21 protein-coding genes are annotated in these 14,822 nt (G+C 51.2%); 15 read left to right on the plus strand and 6 right to left on the minus strand.

Translation table 11 applies throughout. The features are described 5' to 3' along the window. Nucleotides 1–200: 200 nt before the first annotated feature. Both rtcR and panS read left to right on the plus strand, forming a co-directional pair. Nucleotides 201–1,781 (plus strand): RNA repair transcriptional activator RtcR, encoded by a 1,581-nt coding sequence (rtcR, locus tag ACLJXE_RS20420; protein ID WP_410751848.1) that lies wholly within the window; start codon nucleotides 201–203, stop codon nucleotides 1,779–1,781. Nucleotides 1,782–1,892: 111 nt separating this feature from the next. Continuing rightward, nucleotides 1,893–2,834 (plus strand): ketopantoate/pantoate/pantothenate transporter PanS, encoded by a 942-nt coding sequence (gene panS, locus ACLJXE_RS20425; RefSeq protein WP_410751849.1) that lies wholly within the window; start codon nucleotides 1,893–1,895, stop codon nucleotides 2,832–2,834. 74 nt (nucleotides 2,835–2,908) lie between these two features. Here panS and ACLJXE_RS20430 read toward each other — a convergent pair whose 3' ends face one another. Together ACLJXE_RS20430 and ACLJXE_RS20435 are read right to left on the minus strand one after the other, a co-directional pair. Then, nucleotides 2,909–3,247 (minus strand): helix-turn-helix domain-containing protein, encoded by a 339-nt coding sequence (locus ACLJXE_RS20430; protein WP_286627869.1) that lies wholly within the window; start codon nucleotides 3,245–3,247, stop codon nucleotides 2,909–2,911. 74 nt (nucleotides 3,248–3,321) lie between these two features. After that, entirely contained in the window at nucleotides 3,322–3,600 is a 279-nt protein-coding gene (locus ACLJXE_RS20435; protein ID WP_410751850.1) for a type II toxin-antitoxin system RelE/ParE family toxin, read from the minus strand. Nucleotides 3,601–3,798: 198 nt separating this feature from the next. Here ACLJXE_RS20435 and ACLJXE_RS20440 point away from each other — a divergent pair, with 198 nt between their 5' ends. Next, nucleotides 3,799–4,071, plus strand: a complete 273-nt coding sequence (locus ACLJXE_RS20440; RefSeq protein ID WP_003826541.1) for a DUF3811 domain-containing protein — start codon at nucleotides 3,799–3,801, stop codon at nucleotides 4,069–4,071. Here ACLJXE_RS20440 and rluF read toward each other — a convergent pair. Further along, nucleotides 4,068–4,949, minus strand: a complete 882-nt coding sequence (gene rluF, locus ACLJXE_RS20445; protein WP_286627865.1) for a 23S rRNA pseudouridine(2604) synthase RluF — start codon at nucleotides 4,947–4,949, stop codon at nucleotides 4,068–4,070. The two genes, ACLJXE_RS20440 and rluF, sit on opposite strands and share 4 nt — an antisense overlap. A gap of 469 nt (nucleotides 4,950–5,418) precedes the next feature. On the opposite strand from rluF, the gene ACLJXE_RS20450 reads away from it, so the two are divergent. The 8 genes from ACLJXE_RS20450 (at nucleotide 5,419) to ACLJXE_RS20485 (ending at nucleotide 11,961) form a co-directional block, all read left to right on the plus strand. Further along, nucleotides 5,419–6,372 carry a sugar-binding transcriptional regulator gene (locus ACLJXE_RS20450; RefSeq protein WP_286627863.1) on the plus strand — a complete coding sequence of 318 codons (954 nt, stop codon included), beginning with the start codon at nucleotides 5,419–5,421 and terminating at the stop codon, nucleotides 6,370–6,372. Between the two features lie 70 nt (nucleotides 6,373–6,442). Then, entirely contained in the window at nucleotides 6,443–7,249 is an 807-nt protein-coding gene (locus ACLJXE_RS20455; RefSeq protein ID WP_410751851.1) for an SDR family oxidoreductase, read from the plus strand. Nucleotides 7,250–7,258: 9 nt separating this feature from the next. Further along, nucleotides 7,259–7,666 carry a mannose/fructose/sorbose PTS transporter subunit IIA gene (locus tag ACLJXE_RS20460; RefSeq protein WP_410751852.1) on the plus strand — a complete coding sequence of 136 codons (408 nt, stop codon included), beginning with the start codon at nucleotides 7,259–7,261 and terminating at the stop codon, nucleotides 7,664–7,666. Continuing rightward, complete coding sequence (locus tag ACLJXE_RS20465; RefSeq protein WP_410751853.1) at nucleotides 7,666–8,160, plus strand: PTS system mannose/fructose/N-acetylgalactosamine-transporter subunit IIB; 495 nt, start codon at nucleotides 7,666–7,668, stop codon at nucleotides 8,158–8,160. The genes ACLJXE_RS20460 and ACLJXE_RS20465 overlap by 1 nt, the downstream gene beginning before the upstream one ends. 64 nt (nucleotides 8,161–8,224) lie before the next feature. Next, nucleotides 8,225–9,022 (plus strand): PTS mannose/fructose/sorbose transporter subunit IIC, encoded by a 798-nt coding sequence (locus ACLJXE_RS20470; RefSeq protein WP_410751854.1) that lies wholly within the window; start codon nucleotides 8,225–8,227, stop codon nucleotides 9,020–9,022. A gap of 11 nt (nucleotides 9,023–9,033) precedes the next feature. After that, nucleotides 9,034–9,858: a PTS system mannose/fructose/sorbose family transporter subunit IID gene (locus ACLJXE_RS20475; RefSeq protein ID WP_410751855.1), complete on the plus strand. Its 825-nt coding sequence runs from the start codon at nucleotides 9,034–9,036 to the stop codon at nucleotides 9,856–9,858. Between the two features lie 68 nt (nucleotides 9,859–9,926). After that, the gene (gene sorE / locus ACLJXE_RS20480; protein ID WP_410751856.1) at nucleotides 9,927–11,147 is read left to right on the plus strand and encodes an L-sorbose 1-phosphate reductase; all 1,221 of its coding nucleotides are present in this window, start codon (nucleotides 9,927–9,929) and stop codon (nucleotides 11,145–11,147) included. A 1-nt stretch (nucleotide 11,148) separates the two neighbouring features. Continuing rightward, on the plus strand, nucleotides 11,149–11,961 hold the full coding sequence (locus tag ACLJXE_RS20485) for a shikimate 5-dehydrogenase (RefSeq protein ID WP_410751857.1): 813 nt from the start codon (nucleotides 11,149–11,151) through the stop codon (nucleotides 11,959–11,961). Between the two features lie 50 nt (nucleotides 11,962–12,011). Here the strand turns inward: ACLJXE_RS20485 and ACLJXE_RS20490 are convergent, their stop codons facing one another. After that, complete coding sequence (locus ACLJXE_RS20490) at nucleotides 12,012–12,377, minus strand: hypothetical protein (protein ID WP_410751858.1); 366 nt, start codon at nucleotides 12,375–12,377, stop codon at nucleotides 12,012–12,014. Between the two features lie 141 nt (nucleotides 12,378–12,518). Here ACLJXE_RS20490 and ACLJXE_RS20495 point away from each other — a divergent pair, with 141 nt between their 5' ends. The 3 genes from ACLJXE_RS20495 to ACLJXE_RS20505 all read left to right on the plus strand — a co-directional run bounded on the left by ACLJXE_RS20495 (nucleotide 12,519) and on the right by ACLJXE_RS20505 (nucleotide 13,763). After that, nucleotides 12,519–12,680, plus strand: a complete 162-nt coding sequence (locus tag ACLJXE_RS20495; RefSeq protein ID WP_410751859.1) for a hypothetical protein — start codon at nucleotides 12,519–12,521, stop codon at nucleotides 12,678–12,680. Nucleotides 12,681–12,781: 101 nt separating this feature from the next. Continuing rightward, nucleotides 12,782–13,084 (plus strand): hypothetical protein, encoded by a 303-nt coding sequence (locus ACLJXE_RS20500; RefSeq protein WP_410751860.1) that lies wholly within the window; start codon nucleotides 12,782–12,784, stop codon nucleotides 13,082–13,084. A gap of 136 nt (nucleotides 13,085–13,220) precedes the next feature. Beyond that, nucleotides 13,221–13,763 (plus strand): DUF3916 domain-containing protein, encoded by a 543-nt coding sequence (locus tag ACLJXE_RS20505; protein ID WP_410751861.1) that lies wholly within the window; start codon nucleotides 13,221–13,223, stop codon nucleotides 13,761–13,763. A gap of 46 nt (nucleotides 13,764–13,809) precedes the next feature. Here the strand turns inward: ACLJXE_RS20505 and ACLJXE_RS20510 are convergent, their stop codons facing one another. Further along, on the minus strand, nucleotides 13,810–14,007 hold the full coding sequence (locus ACLJXE_RS20510) for a type II toxin-antitoxin system CcdA family antitoxin (protein ID WP_410751862.1): 198 nt from the start codon (nucleotides 14,005–14,007) through the stop codon (nucleotides 13,810–13,812). Between the two features lie 32 nt (nucleotides 14,008–14,039). After that, nucleotides 14,040–14,402, minus strand: a complete 363-nt coding sequence (locus ACLJXE_RS20515) for a hypothetical protein (RefSeq protein WP_410751863.1) — start codon at nucleotides 14,400–14,402, stop codon at nucleotides 14,040–14,042. Between the two features lie 131 nt (nucleotides 14,403–14,533). Here ACLJXE_RS20515 and ACLJXE_RS20520 point away from each other — a divergent pair, with 131 nt between their 5' ends. After that, nucleotides 14,534–14,707: a hypothetical protein gene (locus ACLJXE_RS20520; RefSeq protein ID WP_410751864.1), complete on the plus strand. Its 174-nt coding sequence runs from the start codon at nucleotides 14,534–14,536 to the stop codon at nucleotides 14,705–14,707. Nucleotides 14,708–14,822: the final 115 nt, after the last annotated feature.

Consider the following 14,822-nt stretch of genomic DNA (forward strand, 5'->3'; position numbering starts at 1 on the left):
GGCGGGGTTTAACCCCCTGCGCTTTCAGCGTGATTGACGAAAGTGTTATTGCCAGAAGCGTGCCAGGAATTAAAATTGGCACAATTAATTTTTAATTAATTGATTTTTATGATTTAAATCACCCTCACCAATAATGACGATTGTCTCGATGGGTTAAATTTTTTATCTTTTATTCTCTTATTTATCTTTTTGGATAAACCATGAAGAAGCGACGGGTAGTGATTGGCGTACTGGGAACGGTGCTGGATAAACGCGGCAAGCGAGCCAATCGGTTTAAGAAGTGGCGCCCCACAGTTGGGCTATGCCAACAGCCTGATTTCCCTGTCGACAGGCTGGAACTCCTCCACCAGCCACGCGATGAGAGCATGGCGCAAAGATTGATTGAAGACGTTGTGCTGCTTTCGCCTCACACCGAAGTCCGCCCGCATACCGTAACCATTAACGATCCGTGGGATTTTGAAGAGGTCTACGCCGCGTTTCTCGACTTTGCCACGAATTATGAATTTGATACGGAAAATGAAGAGTATCTGGTGCACATCACCACCGGCACTCACGTGGCGCAGATCTGCTGGTTTTTGCTGACGGAAGCGCGCTACCTGCCCGCCAGCCTGCTGCAAACCAGCCCGGCGCCAAAAGGTTCTACTGATGAAGCCGTCGCTGCTGGCGTCTGCTCGGTTATCGACCTCGATTTAAGTCGCTATGCCACGCTCACCAGTCGCTTTCAGCGCGAGCAGCTGCAGTCGGTCTCTTTTTTGAAAGCCGGGATTGATACGCGCAACGCCACGTTCAATAAACTGATCGATCGCATTGAGCGGGTGGCTCTGCGTTCGACCGACCCGATCCTGCTGACCGGCCCTACCGGCGCGGGCAAATCCTTCCTCGCGAAACGTATTTTTCAGCTGCGCCAGTCGCGGCATCTGATGGCGGGAAAACTGGTCGCAGTCAACTGCGCGACCCTACGCGGCGATAATGCGATGTCCACGTTATTTGGTCATGTGAAGGGTGCGTTTACTGGCGCACTCACGGCACGTAGCGGATTGCTGCGAGAAGCGGATGGCGGCGTGCTGTTTCTCGATGAGATTGCCGAGTTGGGGCTGGATGAGCAGGCCATGCTGCTAAAAGCGATTGAAGAAAAAACCTTTTTCCCGTTTGGGTCGGACAAAGAAGTACACAGCGATTTTCAGCTGATTGCCGGAACCCATCGCAACATGTCACAGTGGGTCGCTGAGGGCCGTTTTCGCGAGGATCTCTACGCGCGTATCAATATGTGGAGCTTCGCCCTGCCCGGTCTGGCGCAGCGGCGGGAAGATATCGCCCCGAACGTCGAGTATGAACTGCAACGTTTTTCCAGCAATAAACAGACGCAGATCCGTTTCGATAAAGAGGCACGTGTTTGCTATCTGGCATTTGCCTGCTCCCCTCAGGCGCAATGGCGCGGCAATTTTCGCGAGCTAAGCTCATCCATCGCGCGCATGGCGACACTTGCCGAACAAGGTCGCATCACCTTATCCCTTGTCGAAGAAGAGATTGCGCTGTTAAAGGAGAGCTGGCAGATCGCCGCTTCGCAACCTGAACTGAACATGGACATTGACCTGTTCGATCGCCGCCAGTTAGAAACGGTGCTGGAAGTGTGCCGCCGCTGCGCGTCGCTGTCGGAAGCCGGACGCGAACTGTTTGCCGTTTCGCGGCAGAAAAAAGCCAATCCTAACGATGCCGATCGCCTGCGAAAATATCTCGCCCGTTTTGGACTGAGCTGGGAAAGCGTTCGCTGCGGAACATGAACATAATTTGTTTGAATAATATTCCATCACGCGATAAACAATAACTATGGCCGGGCTCGATCCCGGCTTTTTTATAACAACACAACACATTTCAATCGCAAGGAATACGACATGCTCGCTACTCTCACGCGGCTGTTCCCGTTATGGGCGCTGCTGCTCTCTGTTATTGCGTATTACACGCCCTCCACCTTTACGCCAGTCGGGCCATTCGTGCCGTCATTACTGATGCTGATTATGTTCGGCATGGGTGTTCACCTGAAGGTAGATGACTTTAAACGCGTGCTCTCACGCCCTGCACCGGTTGCGGCAGGTATTTTCCTGCACTATCTGGTGATGCCGCTCGCCGCATGGATTTTGGCGCTGGCTTTTAATATGCCGCCGGAATTGTCCGCAGGTATGGTGCTGGTCGGTAGCGTCGCCAGCGGAACAGCTTCTAACGTAATGATCTATCTGGCGAAAGGCGATGTGGCGCTCTCCGTGACGATTTCATCGGTTTCAACGCTGGTCGGCGTCGTCGCCACGCCACTGCTCACCCGTCTTTACGTCGATGCGCATATTCAGGTGGATGTTATGGGTATGCTGCTGAGTATTCTGCAGATCGTGGTTATTCCGATTGCTTTAGGCCTGGTCATTCACCATCTGTTCCCGCGCGTCGTAAAAGCCGTAGAACCGTATCTGCCCGCGTTTTCTATGGTGTGCATCCTGGCGATCATCAGCGCCGTCGTGGCGGGTTCCGCCTCGCACATTGCGTCAGTCGGCTTTGTGGTGATTATCGCCGTTATTCTGCATAACACCATTGGTTTGCTCGGCGGCTACTGGGGCGGAAAACTCTTCGGCTTTGATGAATCCACCTGCCGCACACTGGCGATTGAAGTCGGTATGCAGAATTCAGGGCTTGCCGCTGCACTGGGCAAAATCTACTTCGGTCCGCTCGCCGCCCTGCCCGGCGCGCTGTTCTCCGTCTGGCATAACCTTTCCGGCTCGCTGCTGGCGGGTTACTGGTCCGGTAAGCCGATTGAAGAGAAACCGCATCAGACGGCGGAAGAAAACTAATAAAGTGCCGGGTAGTGAAAGCTTACCCGGCCTACATGGGAAGCCAGTTGACCCGGAGGATGCAGAAACCGGGTCTAACCCACTTGCAGCGTTACTGGCTTGCCAAGTTTCACCAGCATCATGACCAAAGCGTCCAGGGTAAATTTGTTGGTTTTCTGGTTCACAACATCCGAAACCCGTGGTCGGGAGATATTTAATTTCAGGGCGGCGTCTGCCTGTTTCAGTTTGTGTTCGTCAATCCAGACGGAAATTTCCTGCATCAGCTGCTGTTTAAGCGCAATAAGTTGCTCAACTTCTCGTTCGGCATCCTGATAAAGCCGTTGGGATTCCTCGCCACTAAACCCCAGCTCAGAAAAAATATTGGCATCCGCAGGCGTCACGTGATGGATTTTGACATCAATGGAGGGGCTCATTTTCGTTTCCTTAGCTCTTGCTGTACCGCCTGATAACGGGCTTTTGCAATACGTTTATCCTGCTCAGAAGCGCGCTATGTCTTTTTGCCGAAACAGTGCAACACATAAACAGCATCCTCGAGGCGGGCAAAATAGATAATCCGATAAATTCCGCAAACATGCCGTAATCGAACCTCTTCAACACCCGGCCCAATTTCTGTCATCGGTTTCCAGTCTGCCGCTTCCAGGCCAGCCTGCAAACGATGTAACTGATACCCTGCGTCTTTACGCACCTCTTCCGGGAAACGGCATAAATCATCGAATGACCGGCCGACCCAGGCAATAGGCTTCGACGCTTGCCTGACTGAAAGCATAGCACATCCTTGTATAAAATTTTATACACAAAGAGAGATGTCATTTTCACATACCCTGTCTCAATACGGGCATTACGCTAATTCAGGCGGTGTTATTCGTCACTTGGGAAAGAAATAATCTGCGATGCGCTTTCAGAATTAGTTTCTTTCGCATGATTTCCCGTACACTGAGGATATCGGCTAACAGAGGGCACCCACATGGCACTCCCCCGCATTACCCAAAAAGAGATGACCGAGCGCGAACAGCGCGAACTGAAAACACTGCTCGACCGCGCGCGTATTGCGCATGGTCGACTGCTCACCAACGCTGAGACCAACAGCATTAAGAAAGAGTACATCGATAAGCTGATGGCCTTGCGCGAAGCAGAGGCCAAAAAAGCCCGCCAGTTGAAGAAAAAGCAGGCTTATAAACCGGATGCGGAAGCATCATTTTCCTGGTCAGCGAATACGCCAACGCGCGGCAGACGTTAACGCCCTTTCTTCTTACGCCCCGGCGAGGTAAAACGCTTACCGTTTGCCGCCGGGCGCGATTTCTCTTTCTCCGCCGATTTTTCGATTTTCACCACCGGGCGCTTGATGCCTGCGGTGGTTGCTTTTGGCTTCGCTTTCGCCTTCGGTTTAGCTTCTGAAGAAGAATTCTCAATCAGCTTAAACAGTTCGATCAGTTCGTCCCCCGTCAGATCACGCCATTCGCCCAGCGGCAGGCCGGACAAACTGACGTTCATGATGCGTGTGCGCTCAAGCTTCGTCACTTCATAACCGAAGTGCTCGCACATACGACGGATCTGGCGGTTCAGCCCCTGAATCAGCGTAATGCGGAAAACAAACGGCGCTTCTTTCTTCACCTTACATTTTTTGGTAACGGTGCCGAGAATGGGCACACCGGCTCCCATCCCACGGATAAAGTCGTCTGTGACGGGTTTATCTACCGTCACCAAATACTCTTTTTCGTGATCGTTACCGGCACGCAGGATTTTATTCACCAGATCGCCGTGGTTGGTCAGAAAGATAAGTCCCTGAGAATCTTTGTCCAGACGACCAATAGGGAACACACGCTTGCTGTGGTTAACAAAATCAACAATGTTGTCGCGTTCGCTGTCTTCAGTGGTACTGACAATCCCCACTGGCTTGTTCAGCGCAATAAAAACCAGATCTTCCGCTTCACGCGGCTCAATCAACCGACCATTTACTTTCACGACGTCGCCAGGCATCACCTGATCGCCAATGGTGGCGCGTTTGCCATTCAGGAAGACATTCCCTTGTTCGATAAAGCGATCCGCTTCGCGACGCGAGCAGATTCCGCTTTCACTGATGTATTTATTTAATCGGATGGATGAGTCGGGCAGCATAATTTCTCCTGTATACACTGCATCCTTCAAACTGTCTCTGCGCTGGCTGCCCTCACTCACCCGGGTCACATAGCCATCTATGCTCCCAGGGGTTTGCTCCCTTGCCGCCGTGATACAACTTGAATGATTTTGTGTATTAAAAGCGAAATATACCCTACCTTGCGGGCGATAAAAAATAGTCGTGTTCTAACGCCCGGGCGCTATTTGTGATCCGTCACACCTTTCGACACAAAAGTGTCCGCAACCCATGCCTGCAATTTTGTTGCGCGAAAATACACAGAATCAAGGTATTACATCAATAAGCTCATATGTGCCGACAACGCACTATCGGTACATCAAATGTGCAACACAAACTGCCAGTTCATGGCGCTGAAAGAAGAGAAAATTACTTTGAACTGGGCCATCGATGGGGTTATATCAGATCAAGAAGACAATTTCGTGATTTGCACAAATGTGCAGGAGCCTAAAGATGGCAACGGAAAACAGCGATGATATCCGCCTGATCGTAAAAATAGCGCAGCTCTATTACGAACAGGATATGACGCAAGCGCAAATCGCCCGCGAGCTGGGAATTTATCGCACCACTATCAGCCGCCTGCTAAAACGTGGCCGCGAATCAGGCATCGTTACCATTGCCATCAATTACGATTTCAACGAAAACCTGTGGCTGGAACAGCAGCTAAAACAGAAATTTGGCCTGAAAGAAGCGGTGGTGGTCTCCTGCGACAGCGAACAGGAAGACGAACAACTCGCGATGATGGGTGTGCACGGCGCACAGCTGCTGGAGCGCTTACTGGAACCCGGCGATATTATCGGCTTCTCATGGGGGCGCGCCGTTCGGGGGCTGGTCGAAGGATTATCCCCGGCCAGCCAGTCACGCCAGTTGATCTGTGTGCCGATTATCGGTGGTCCCTCCGGCAAGCTTGAAAGCCGTTACCACGTCAATACGCTGACCTACGGTGCAGCGGCAAAGCTCAAAGGGGAATCGCACCTGGCAGATTTCCCGGCGCTTCTGGAAAACCCGCTGATCCGTAACGGGATTATGCAGTCCCGACACTTCCGCTCAATTTCCGCCTACTGGGATAATCTGGACGTCGCGCTGGTCGGAATTGGCTCCCCGGCGATTAGGGACGGTGCCAACTGGCACGCCTTTTACGGTAGCGAAGAGAGTGACGACCTGCATGCCCGCCATGTCGCCGGAGACATTTGCTCGCGCTTTTATGATATCAACGGCGTGACGGTAGAGACCAGTATGAGTGAAAAAACACTCTCGATCGAAACCAATAAATTAAAGCAGGCGCGTTACTCCATCGGCATTGCCATGGGGGAAGAAAAACTGAATGGAATACTCGGTGCATTACGTGGGAATTATATTAACGGTTTAGTCACTAACAGTCATACCGCTGAATTACTGTTGAAGTAAATATATTCGAATTGATCCTGACGTAATTAATTTTATGCGGGATCCCCTTATCTAAAATTTGGAGTTGATTATGCAAACGTGGTTAAATCTGCAGGATAAAGTCATTATTGTTACCGGAGGTGCATCAGGAATTGGCCTGGCCATTGTTGAAGAATTATTAGCGCAAGGCGCTAATGTACAGATGGCTGATATTCATGGTGGCGACGGTAAATATACCGACCACAGCAAATATCATTTCTGGCCGACGGATATTTCCAGCGCCAAAGAAGTCAGCCACACCGTTGCTGAAATTATCCGGCATTTCGGCCGTATTGATGGGCTGGTGAATAACGCGGGGGTTAATTTCCCGCGCCTGCTGGTCGATGAAAAAGCCCCGGCTGGGCAATATGAACTCAATGAAGCCGCTTTTGAAAAAATGGTCAATATCAACCAAAAAGGTGTGTTCTTAATGTCGCAAGCGGTGGCGCGCCAGATGGTAAAACAGCATGACGGCGTGATTGTGAATGTCTCTTCAGAAAGTGGACTGGAAGGCTCAGAGGGCCAAAGCTGCTACGCCGCCACCAAAGCCGCGCTGAATAGCTTTACCCGCTCGTGGTCAAAAGAGCTGGGCAAACACGGGATTCGTGTGGTTGGTATTGCGCCTGGCATTCTGGAAAAAACCGGACTGCGCACACCGGAGTACGAGGAAGCGCTGGCCTGGACCCGCAATATCACCGTCGAGCAACTGCGCGAGGGTTATACCAAAAACTCGATCCCCATTGGTCGTTCAGGAAGGTTGAGTGAAGTGGCTGATTTTGTTTGTTATCTGTTGTCTGAACGCGCCAGTTATATCACCGGAGTAACCACTAACATTGCGGGCGGTAAAACGCGCGGCTAAGGAGGTTTTATGGTCAATGCAATCTTCTGCGCCCACGGCAAACTGGCCTGCGCCATGCTGGAATCGGTGCAGATGGTCTACGGTGAGACCAACGTTGAAGCCGTGGAATTTGTCCCCGGCGAGAACGCCCACGACATCGTGGCAAAACTGGAAAAGTTAGTGAGTATTCACAATCAGGACGAGTGGCTGATTGCCGTCGATCTGCAGTGCGGCAGTCCGTGGAATGCCGCCGCGACGCTGGCGATGCAAAACCCGTCGATACGGGTTATTAGCGGGTTGTCACTACCGCTGGCACTGGAACTGGTGGACAACCAGAGCAGTATGAATGTGGATGAACTGTGCGAACACCTGACGACCATTGTTCAACAAACGTGCGTCGTCTGGAAGCCACTGGCAACGACCGAAGAGGATTTTTGATGAACATTACCCTTGCCCGTATTGATGACCGCCTGATCCACGGCCAGGTCACTACCGTCTGGTCGAAAGTGGCAAACGCCCAGCGGATTATTATCTGTAACGATGACGTTTATAACGATGAGGTACGCCGGACATTATTGCGCCAGGCTGCGCCACCAGGGATGAAAGTCAACGTGGTAAATATTGAAAAAGCCGTCGCCGTGTATCACAACCCACAATACAAAGAGGAAACTGTTTTTTATCTCTTTACCCGACCGCAGGATGCATTGGCGATGGTAAAACAGGGGGTCAATATTGCCACATTAAATATTGGCGGCATGGCCTGGCGACCGGGTAAAAAACAATTAACCAAAGCTGTTTCACTGGATGAAGACGATATTCAGGCATTTTATGCACTGGATAAACATGGCGTGAAACTGGATTTACGCGTCGTGGCCTCCGATCCATCCATTAATATTCTCGACAAAATAAAAGAACAGTTAGTCACAGACTAAATAATAGCGCCTGTATTTTATGCCGTAACAGGCAGGGATCGTCATACCTTTAAGGTGACATATTATGGAAATAAGTACCCTACAAATTATCGCCATATTTATATTTTCCTGTATCGCCGGGATGGGCAGCGTGCTGGATGAATTCCAGACCCACCGCCCGCTCATTGCCTGTACCGTTATCGGCCTGATCCTCGGTGATTTAAAAACCGGGATTATGCTCGGCGGCACGCTGGAGTTGATTGCTCTGGGCTGGATGAACGTTGGTGCGGCGCAGTCTCCCGATTCGGCGCTCGCCAGTATTATTTCCGCCATTCTGGTTATCGTCGGCCAGCAGAGTATTGCCACCGGCATCGCTATCGCCCTGCCGGTCGCGGCAGCAGGCCAGGTGCTGACAGTCTTCGCCCGTACCATCACCGTAGTATTCCAGCATGCGGCGGATAAAGCCGCCGAAGACGCCCGCTTTCGCACCATCGATATGCTGCACGTTTCCGCGCTCGGTGTGCAGGCGCTGCGTGTCGCCATTCCGGCGTTGGTTGTCTCGCTGTTTGTCAGTGCCGATATGGTCAGCAACATGCTGAACGCCATCCCGGAATTCGTCACCCGTGGGTTGCAGATTGCCGGTGGTTTTATCGTGGTGGTCGGTTACGCCATGGTGCTGCGCATGATGGGCGTGAAGTACCTGATGCCCTTCTTCTTCCTCGGGTTTATCGCCGGGGGTTATCTCGATTTAAGCCTGCTGGCTTTCGGTGGCGTGGGCGTGATTATCGCGCTGGTTTACATCCAGTTGAACCCGCAGTGGCGTAAAGCTGAACCGCAGGCGCAAGCTGCCTCTTCTCAAGCCCTCGACCAGCTTGACGACTAACGGAGCCCATCATGGAACAGAAAAAACTGACCAAATCCGACCTGTTTAGCATGTTTGTTCGCTCCAACCTGCAACAGGCGTCATTCAACTTTGAACGTATCCACGGGCTGGGCTTTTGCTACGACATGATCCCCGCCATTAAGCGCCTGTATCCACTGAAAGAGGATCAGGTTGCGGCACTGAAACGTCATCTGGTGTTCTTCAATACCACTCCTGCCGTTTGCGGTCCGGTAATTGGCGTCACCGCCGCGATGGAAGAAGCGCGAGCTAATGGTGCGGAAATTGACGATGGCGCAATCAACGGCATCAAAGTCGGGCTGATGGGCCCGCTGGCCGGCGTCGGTGACCCGTTGGTATGGGGAACGTTGCGCCCGATTACCGCCGCGCTCGGCGCATCTTTGGCGCTCTCCGGCAACATTCTCGGCCCGTTATTGTTCTTCTTTATTTTCAATGCGGTACGTCTGGCGATGAAGTGGTATGGCTTACAACTTGGCTTTCGTAAAGGGGTCAACATCGTCAGTGATATGGGCGGCAATCTGCTGCAAAAGCTGACCGAGGGAGCATCGATTCTCGGCCTGTTTGTGATGGGGGTGCTGGTCACCAAATGGACCAGTATCAACGTGCCACTGGTGGTATCGCAAACGCCTGGCGCAGACGGCACCACCATCACCATGACCGTGCAGAACATTCTTGATCAACTTTGCCCTGGCCTGCTGGCGCTCGGCCTGACGCTGCTGATGGTGCGGTTGCTCAATAAGAAAATTAATCCGGTATGGCTGATCTTCGCCCTGTTTGCGCTGGGGATTATCGGTAACGCGCTGGGCTTCCTGTCCTGATTTTTCCGCCCCGGCGATGTCGGGGCAACTTCAACAAATTGTCCTCGAAAGAGGAAGAGGTGGTAACAATGCAAACAACAGCTTTACGCCTTTATGGCAAACGCGATCTGCGCCTGGAAACCTTCGATCTCCCGGAGATGCAGGACGATGAAATTTTGGCTTCCGTCGTGACTGACAGCCTGTGCCTCTCTTCCTGGAAAGAGGCGAATCAGGGTGAGAACCACAAAAAGGTGCCGGACGATGTGGCGACCAACCCGATTATCATCGGCCATGAGTTTTGCGGCGATATTATTGCCGTGGGGAAAAAATGGCAGCATAAGTTTCAGCCCGGCCAGCGCTATGTGATTCAGGCCAACCTGCAACTGCCGGATCGCCCGGACTGCCCCGGCTATTCCTTCCCATGGGTGGGCGGCGAAGCTACGCATGTCGTCATTCCCAATGAGGTGATGGAGCAGGATTGCCTGCTGGCCTACGAAGGTGAAACCTATTTTGAAGGCTCGCTGGTTGAGCCGCTTTCCTGCGTGATTGGCGCATTCAATGCCAACTATCATCTGCAGGAAGGCACTTATAACCATAAGATGGGCATTCGTCCGCAAGGGCGCACGCTGATCCTCGGCGGTACCGGACCGATGGGGCTGCTGGCGATCGACTACGCATTGCACGGTCCGGTAAATCCGGCGTTACTGGTGGTGACCGACACCAACAACGATAAATTGAGTTACGCCCGCAAGCACTATCCGTCAGAACCACAAACATTGATCCACTATCTCCACGCCCAGGATGCGGCTTACGACACGCTGATGGCGCTGAGCGGCGGTCACGGGTTTGACGACATCTTTGTGTTTGTGCCCAATGAACAGTTGGTCACACTGGCCTCTTCCCTGCTTGCCGCCGATGGCTGTATGAATTTCTTTGCCGGCCCGCAGGATAAGCAGTTCAGCGCGCCAATTAACTTCTATGACGTCCATTATGCTTTTACCCATTACGTTGGCACATCTGGCGGCAATACCGACGATATGCGCGCGGCGGTAAAACTGATTGAAGAGAAGAAGGTCCAGGCGGCGAAAGTGGTGACGCACATCCTGGGGCTAAATGCAGCAGGTGAAACCACGCTGGAACTGCCAAAAATCGGCGGCGGGAAAAAACTGGTCTACACCGGCAAAGCATTACCGTTAACCGCACTCACCCAGATTGACGATCCAGCCTTACGCGACATCCTGGAACGTCATCAGGGGATTTGGTCACAGGAAGCCGAGCAGTACGTATTGTCTCACGCCGGGGAGATTTAACATGATTAACCGCGACACCCAATTGTGCATGTCGCTTGCCGGTCGCCCCGGTAACTTTGGCACGCGCTTTCACAACTATCTGTATGAAAAATTGGGATTAAATTTTATCTATAAAGCCTTTACTACGCAGGATATTGAGGCCGCAGTGAAAGGCGTACGGGCATTAGGTATCCGTGGCTGCGCGGTCTCGATGCCGTTTAAAGAGAGCTGCATGCCGTTTCTGGATGCCATCGATCCCTCCGCAAGCGTCATTGATTCCGTCAACACTATCGTCAATGACAACGGCATGCTGACAGGATTTAACACCGACTACATTGCGGTAAAAAGCCTGATTGTCAGCCACCAGCTCGATAACCGCACGCGCGTCATGATCCGCGGCAGCGGTGGAATGGGCAAAGCCGTCATCGCCGCGTTTCGCGATGCCGGTTTTCGTGATGTGATTATTGCCGCACGTAACCGCGAGAACGGCCAGACGCTGGCAAAACAGTACGGGTATCAGTGGCAGCCACAGCCGAAAGGGATTGCCCGCGATATTCTGGTCAACGTGACGCCCGTCGGCATGGCGGGCGGTAAAGAGCGCGACGAACTGGCCTACAGCGAAGCGATGGTCGCCGCCGCCAGCGTGGTGTTTGACGTGGTCGCCCTGCCGCCGGAAACACCGGTGATTAAGCTGGCGCAGCAGTTGGGTAAAAAGACAATCAGCGGTGCAGAGGTGATTGCCTTACAGGCCGTGGAGCAGTTCGCCATGTACACCGGCGTACGCCCGGATGACGCGCTGATAGCCGAAGCCGCAGAATTTGCGCGAGCGGGGTGAGGGAATATTAACAGAGCGTCGGGGATGGGCGCTCTGATTTGTCTTTGCCGCTACGCGATTCGAGGCGCAGCGAACAGTTGCTGATCCGCTTTCGCTTCCAATTCAGCCAGTGCAGGGATCAATTGGCTGATGTTCATCAGGCTGTGCCCCAACTGGCATACGCTCTCATTGGACATGCGTTCCGGGTTTTCACCCGCCATCGTCAGCAGGCTTTCACCCATAACATTCAGCGTGTGATACAGACCGGCCAGCGTCTCTTCGCAGCCAAATGACAGTGCCAGGTTTTCTTCAGTGGAGAGTTGACTACCGTCGAGATGGCGAAAGGCCTCAGCGAGTGGAAAGTGGAACAGATCAGCTTCAGACAGGAGAGAAAAAGACGCCGAACGGGCGTTAGTGGTACTATTAGCATCAGCCATAGCATTACCTCGTATAATGTTGTGGTTAAACGCCCTGATTGTGTTCCCGCACTTTCGGGGCGTTGTCATTTTTAATGTGTGAGAGTAATGTGTCATCACACATACTCACACCACCCCTGTATAATTAAGGTGTCAACACACATGAATGAAAGAAGAGGCAATCCCCCGTTTCAATTCCGTCTGGATCCTGAACTGCGAAAAGCAATGGAAGAAGCACAAAAACAGGACGGCGATGAATCACTGGCGGCATGGATAAAGCGGGTGATCAGGAAAGAACTGAAGCAGAAAGGGATGAAGGTTTAGGGTGCTAGCGTTCTCAAGCCACTAAAGTTCTTTTATGAAACGTCGATATTTCAATAGACGGGGGCATACTTGTTACATCGAAATATCAGGGAGGGATAAAAATGAGATTTATAATACTATTTGCAATTTTTCTTTCTGTTCCCCTTCATGCTGAAAATACCGATTATGGTCCACCCATCGCTGTATGCCTGAACAAGCATACTATTCCATATATCAACACGACAATTCCTGCCGAAGATATTGTTAACAATGCGTATAAAGCGTGCGATGGCATCGTTAATGAATGGAATAATGAGCGAGCATCCTTACCTAAGGAAATGGTAATCAAGCAGGATAAGGAGCTTCGGGATATGTATATCAGGATGATTGAAATCCGCCGAAAAGCGGATGCTGACAAAAAATGAAGGCTGATTTACTCCCCATTCAGCTCTCATGATATCGACTGCTTAGAGCGAGAAACGAACATCATGCCTGTCAAAGCAATATGTTGTTTTAATTACAAAAAGTCAGCCAATAATATTAATAAAGGAATTTAAATATATGAGCAGGCGTTTATGCAGAGATAACCGCACCAGGATAAGAAACATTCCTCGGCGCATAAAAGCGCTTAACCGCTGGGCAGAATCCTTCCATAATCCAGTTCGTGCGATTTTTTCTGAGGACGAACACTACTGGAATTACAAGATCCCGGTGGAAATTAATCTTGTTCAAGGAAAACACAGTGACCAAAAAACGAAGGCAGATTGTGCTCAGGCCATGATCAATGCTTGTTCTAATTTAATGCTCGCAACAGCAAATTGGGATTATTGCCCCCGAATTACTACTGTTATCTGCATCCCTGATATGTTTACAAGCGAGGTATGTTTGTTCCGTTCTGAGGAATACTTTCAAGGGCTCATTTCAGAAGGTAGTTCCGAAAATGGTTCATCTATACTCCTCAAAGAACGCAGCCTTGCCCAAGAATGGGGGCTTGTTCTTCCCGAGGATGTGCAGGAATTAGGTATTACACTTGATTACTATGGTGGCGACGACCCTGATGAATGGTTTTCAGGCGAGCGCTGGTATTATGGCCAACTGCAATAATCCCCACCAGGTACGCGCCAGGAGGGGGTTCAACAATTTTGCAGGTTTATGCCGAAAACGGGCATTGATACTGACTGAAAGACCCGTTTTCTTCTACCCACTTGTTCAGGACATCAATCGATTCCCGATTGTCGCTTAACCATTGTTCTGCGTTACGCCTTCCTTCGGCAGTCGAATCGCGATTGCCCGATAAACGATCTTCATCACCGCCGAGTTGCTTTGGGAAATTTGGCGTATTCATCATGGCCTCCTTATCATTTCGTGCAGTTTTCCAGATTATAAACAAGGTACAGCGAACAGTTGTTGATCCGCTTTCGCTTCTAACTCAGCCAGTGCAGGAATCAATTGGCTGATGTTCATCAGGCTATGCCCCAGTTGGCATACACTCTCATTAGACATGCGTTCCGGGTTTTCACCCGCCATCGTCAGCAGGCTTTCACCCATAACATTCAGCGTGTGATACAGACCGGCCAGCGTCTCTTCGCAGCCAAATGACAGTGCCAGGTTTTCCTCAGTGGAAAGTTGACTACAGTCGAGATGGCGAAAGGCCTCAGCGAGTGGAAAGTGGAACAGATTAGCTTCAGGCAGGAGAGAAAAAGACGCCGAACGGGCGTTAGTGGTACTATTAGCATCAGCCATAGCATTACTTCGTATAATGTTGTGGTTAGAAGCTCGGTATGTGTTCGCGCACTGCCGGGCTTCGTTGTTTCTGTAAGACAATTGACTTACACTTGTCTTACGATCATCAATGTAAATCAGGTGTCAGACACATGTCAATAGCAGAATTCAAAAAGAAAGGTAACAAACAAATCGCGTTACGTGTCGAGCCGGAACTGGAAGCAGGGATTCAGAAAGCACTTTCAATGGATGGCGATGCTTCAATATCCGCCTGGATTAAGCGCATTATCAGGAAAGAACTGAAACAAAAAGGGATTGAAGTTTAGGGGAATTAATGTCGGTTGGCTGAATGTCTGCTGAGAGCGAGGAGCGGACATCAAAAAAGGAGATCTTGAAATAATAAACTATAGAAAAAATATATTAACAAGGTGTACTATAACT

The sequence above is a fragment of the Citrobacter sp. U14242 genome (assembly GCF_046555775.1).
Taxonomy (GTDB): Bacteria; Pseudomonadota; Gammaproteobacteria; order Enterobacterales; family Enterobacteriaceae; genus Citrobacter.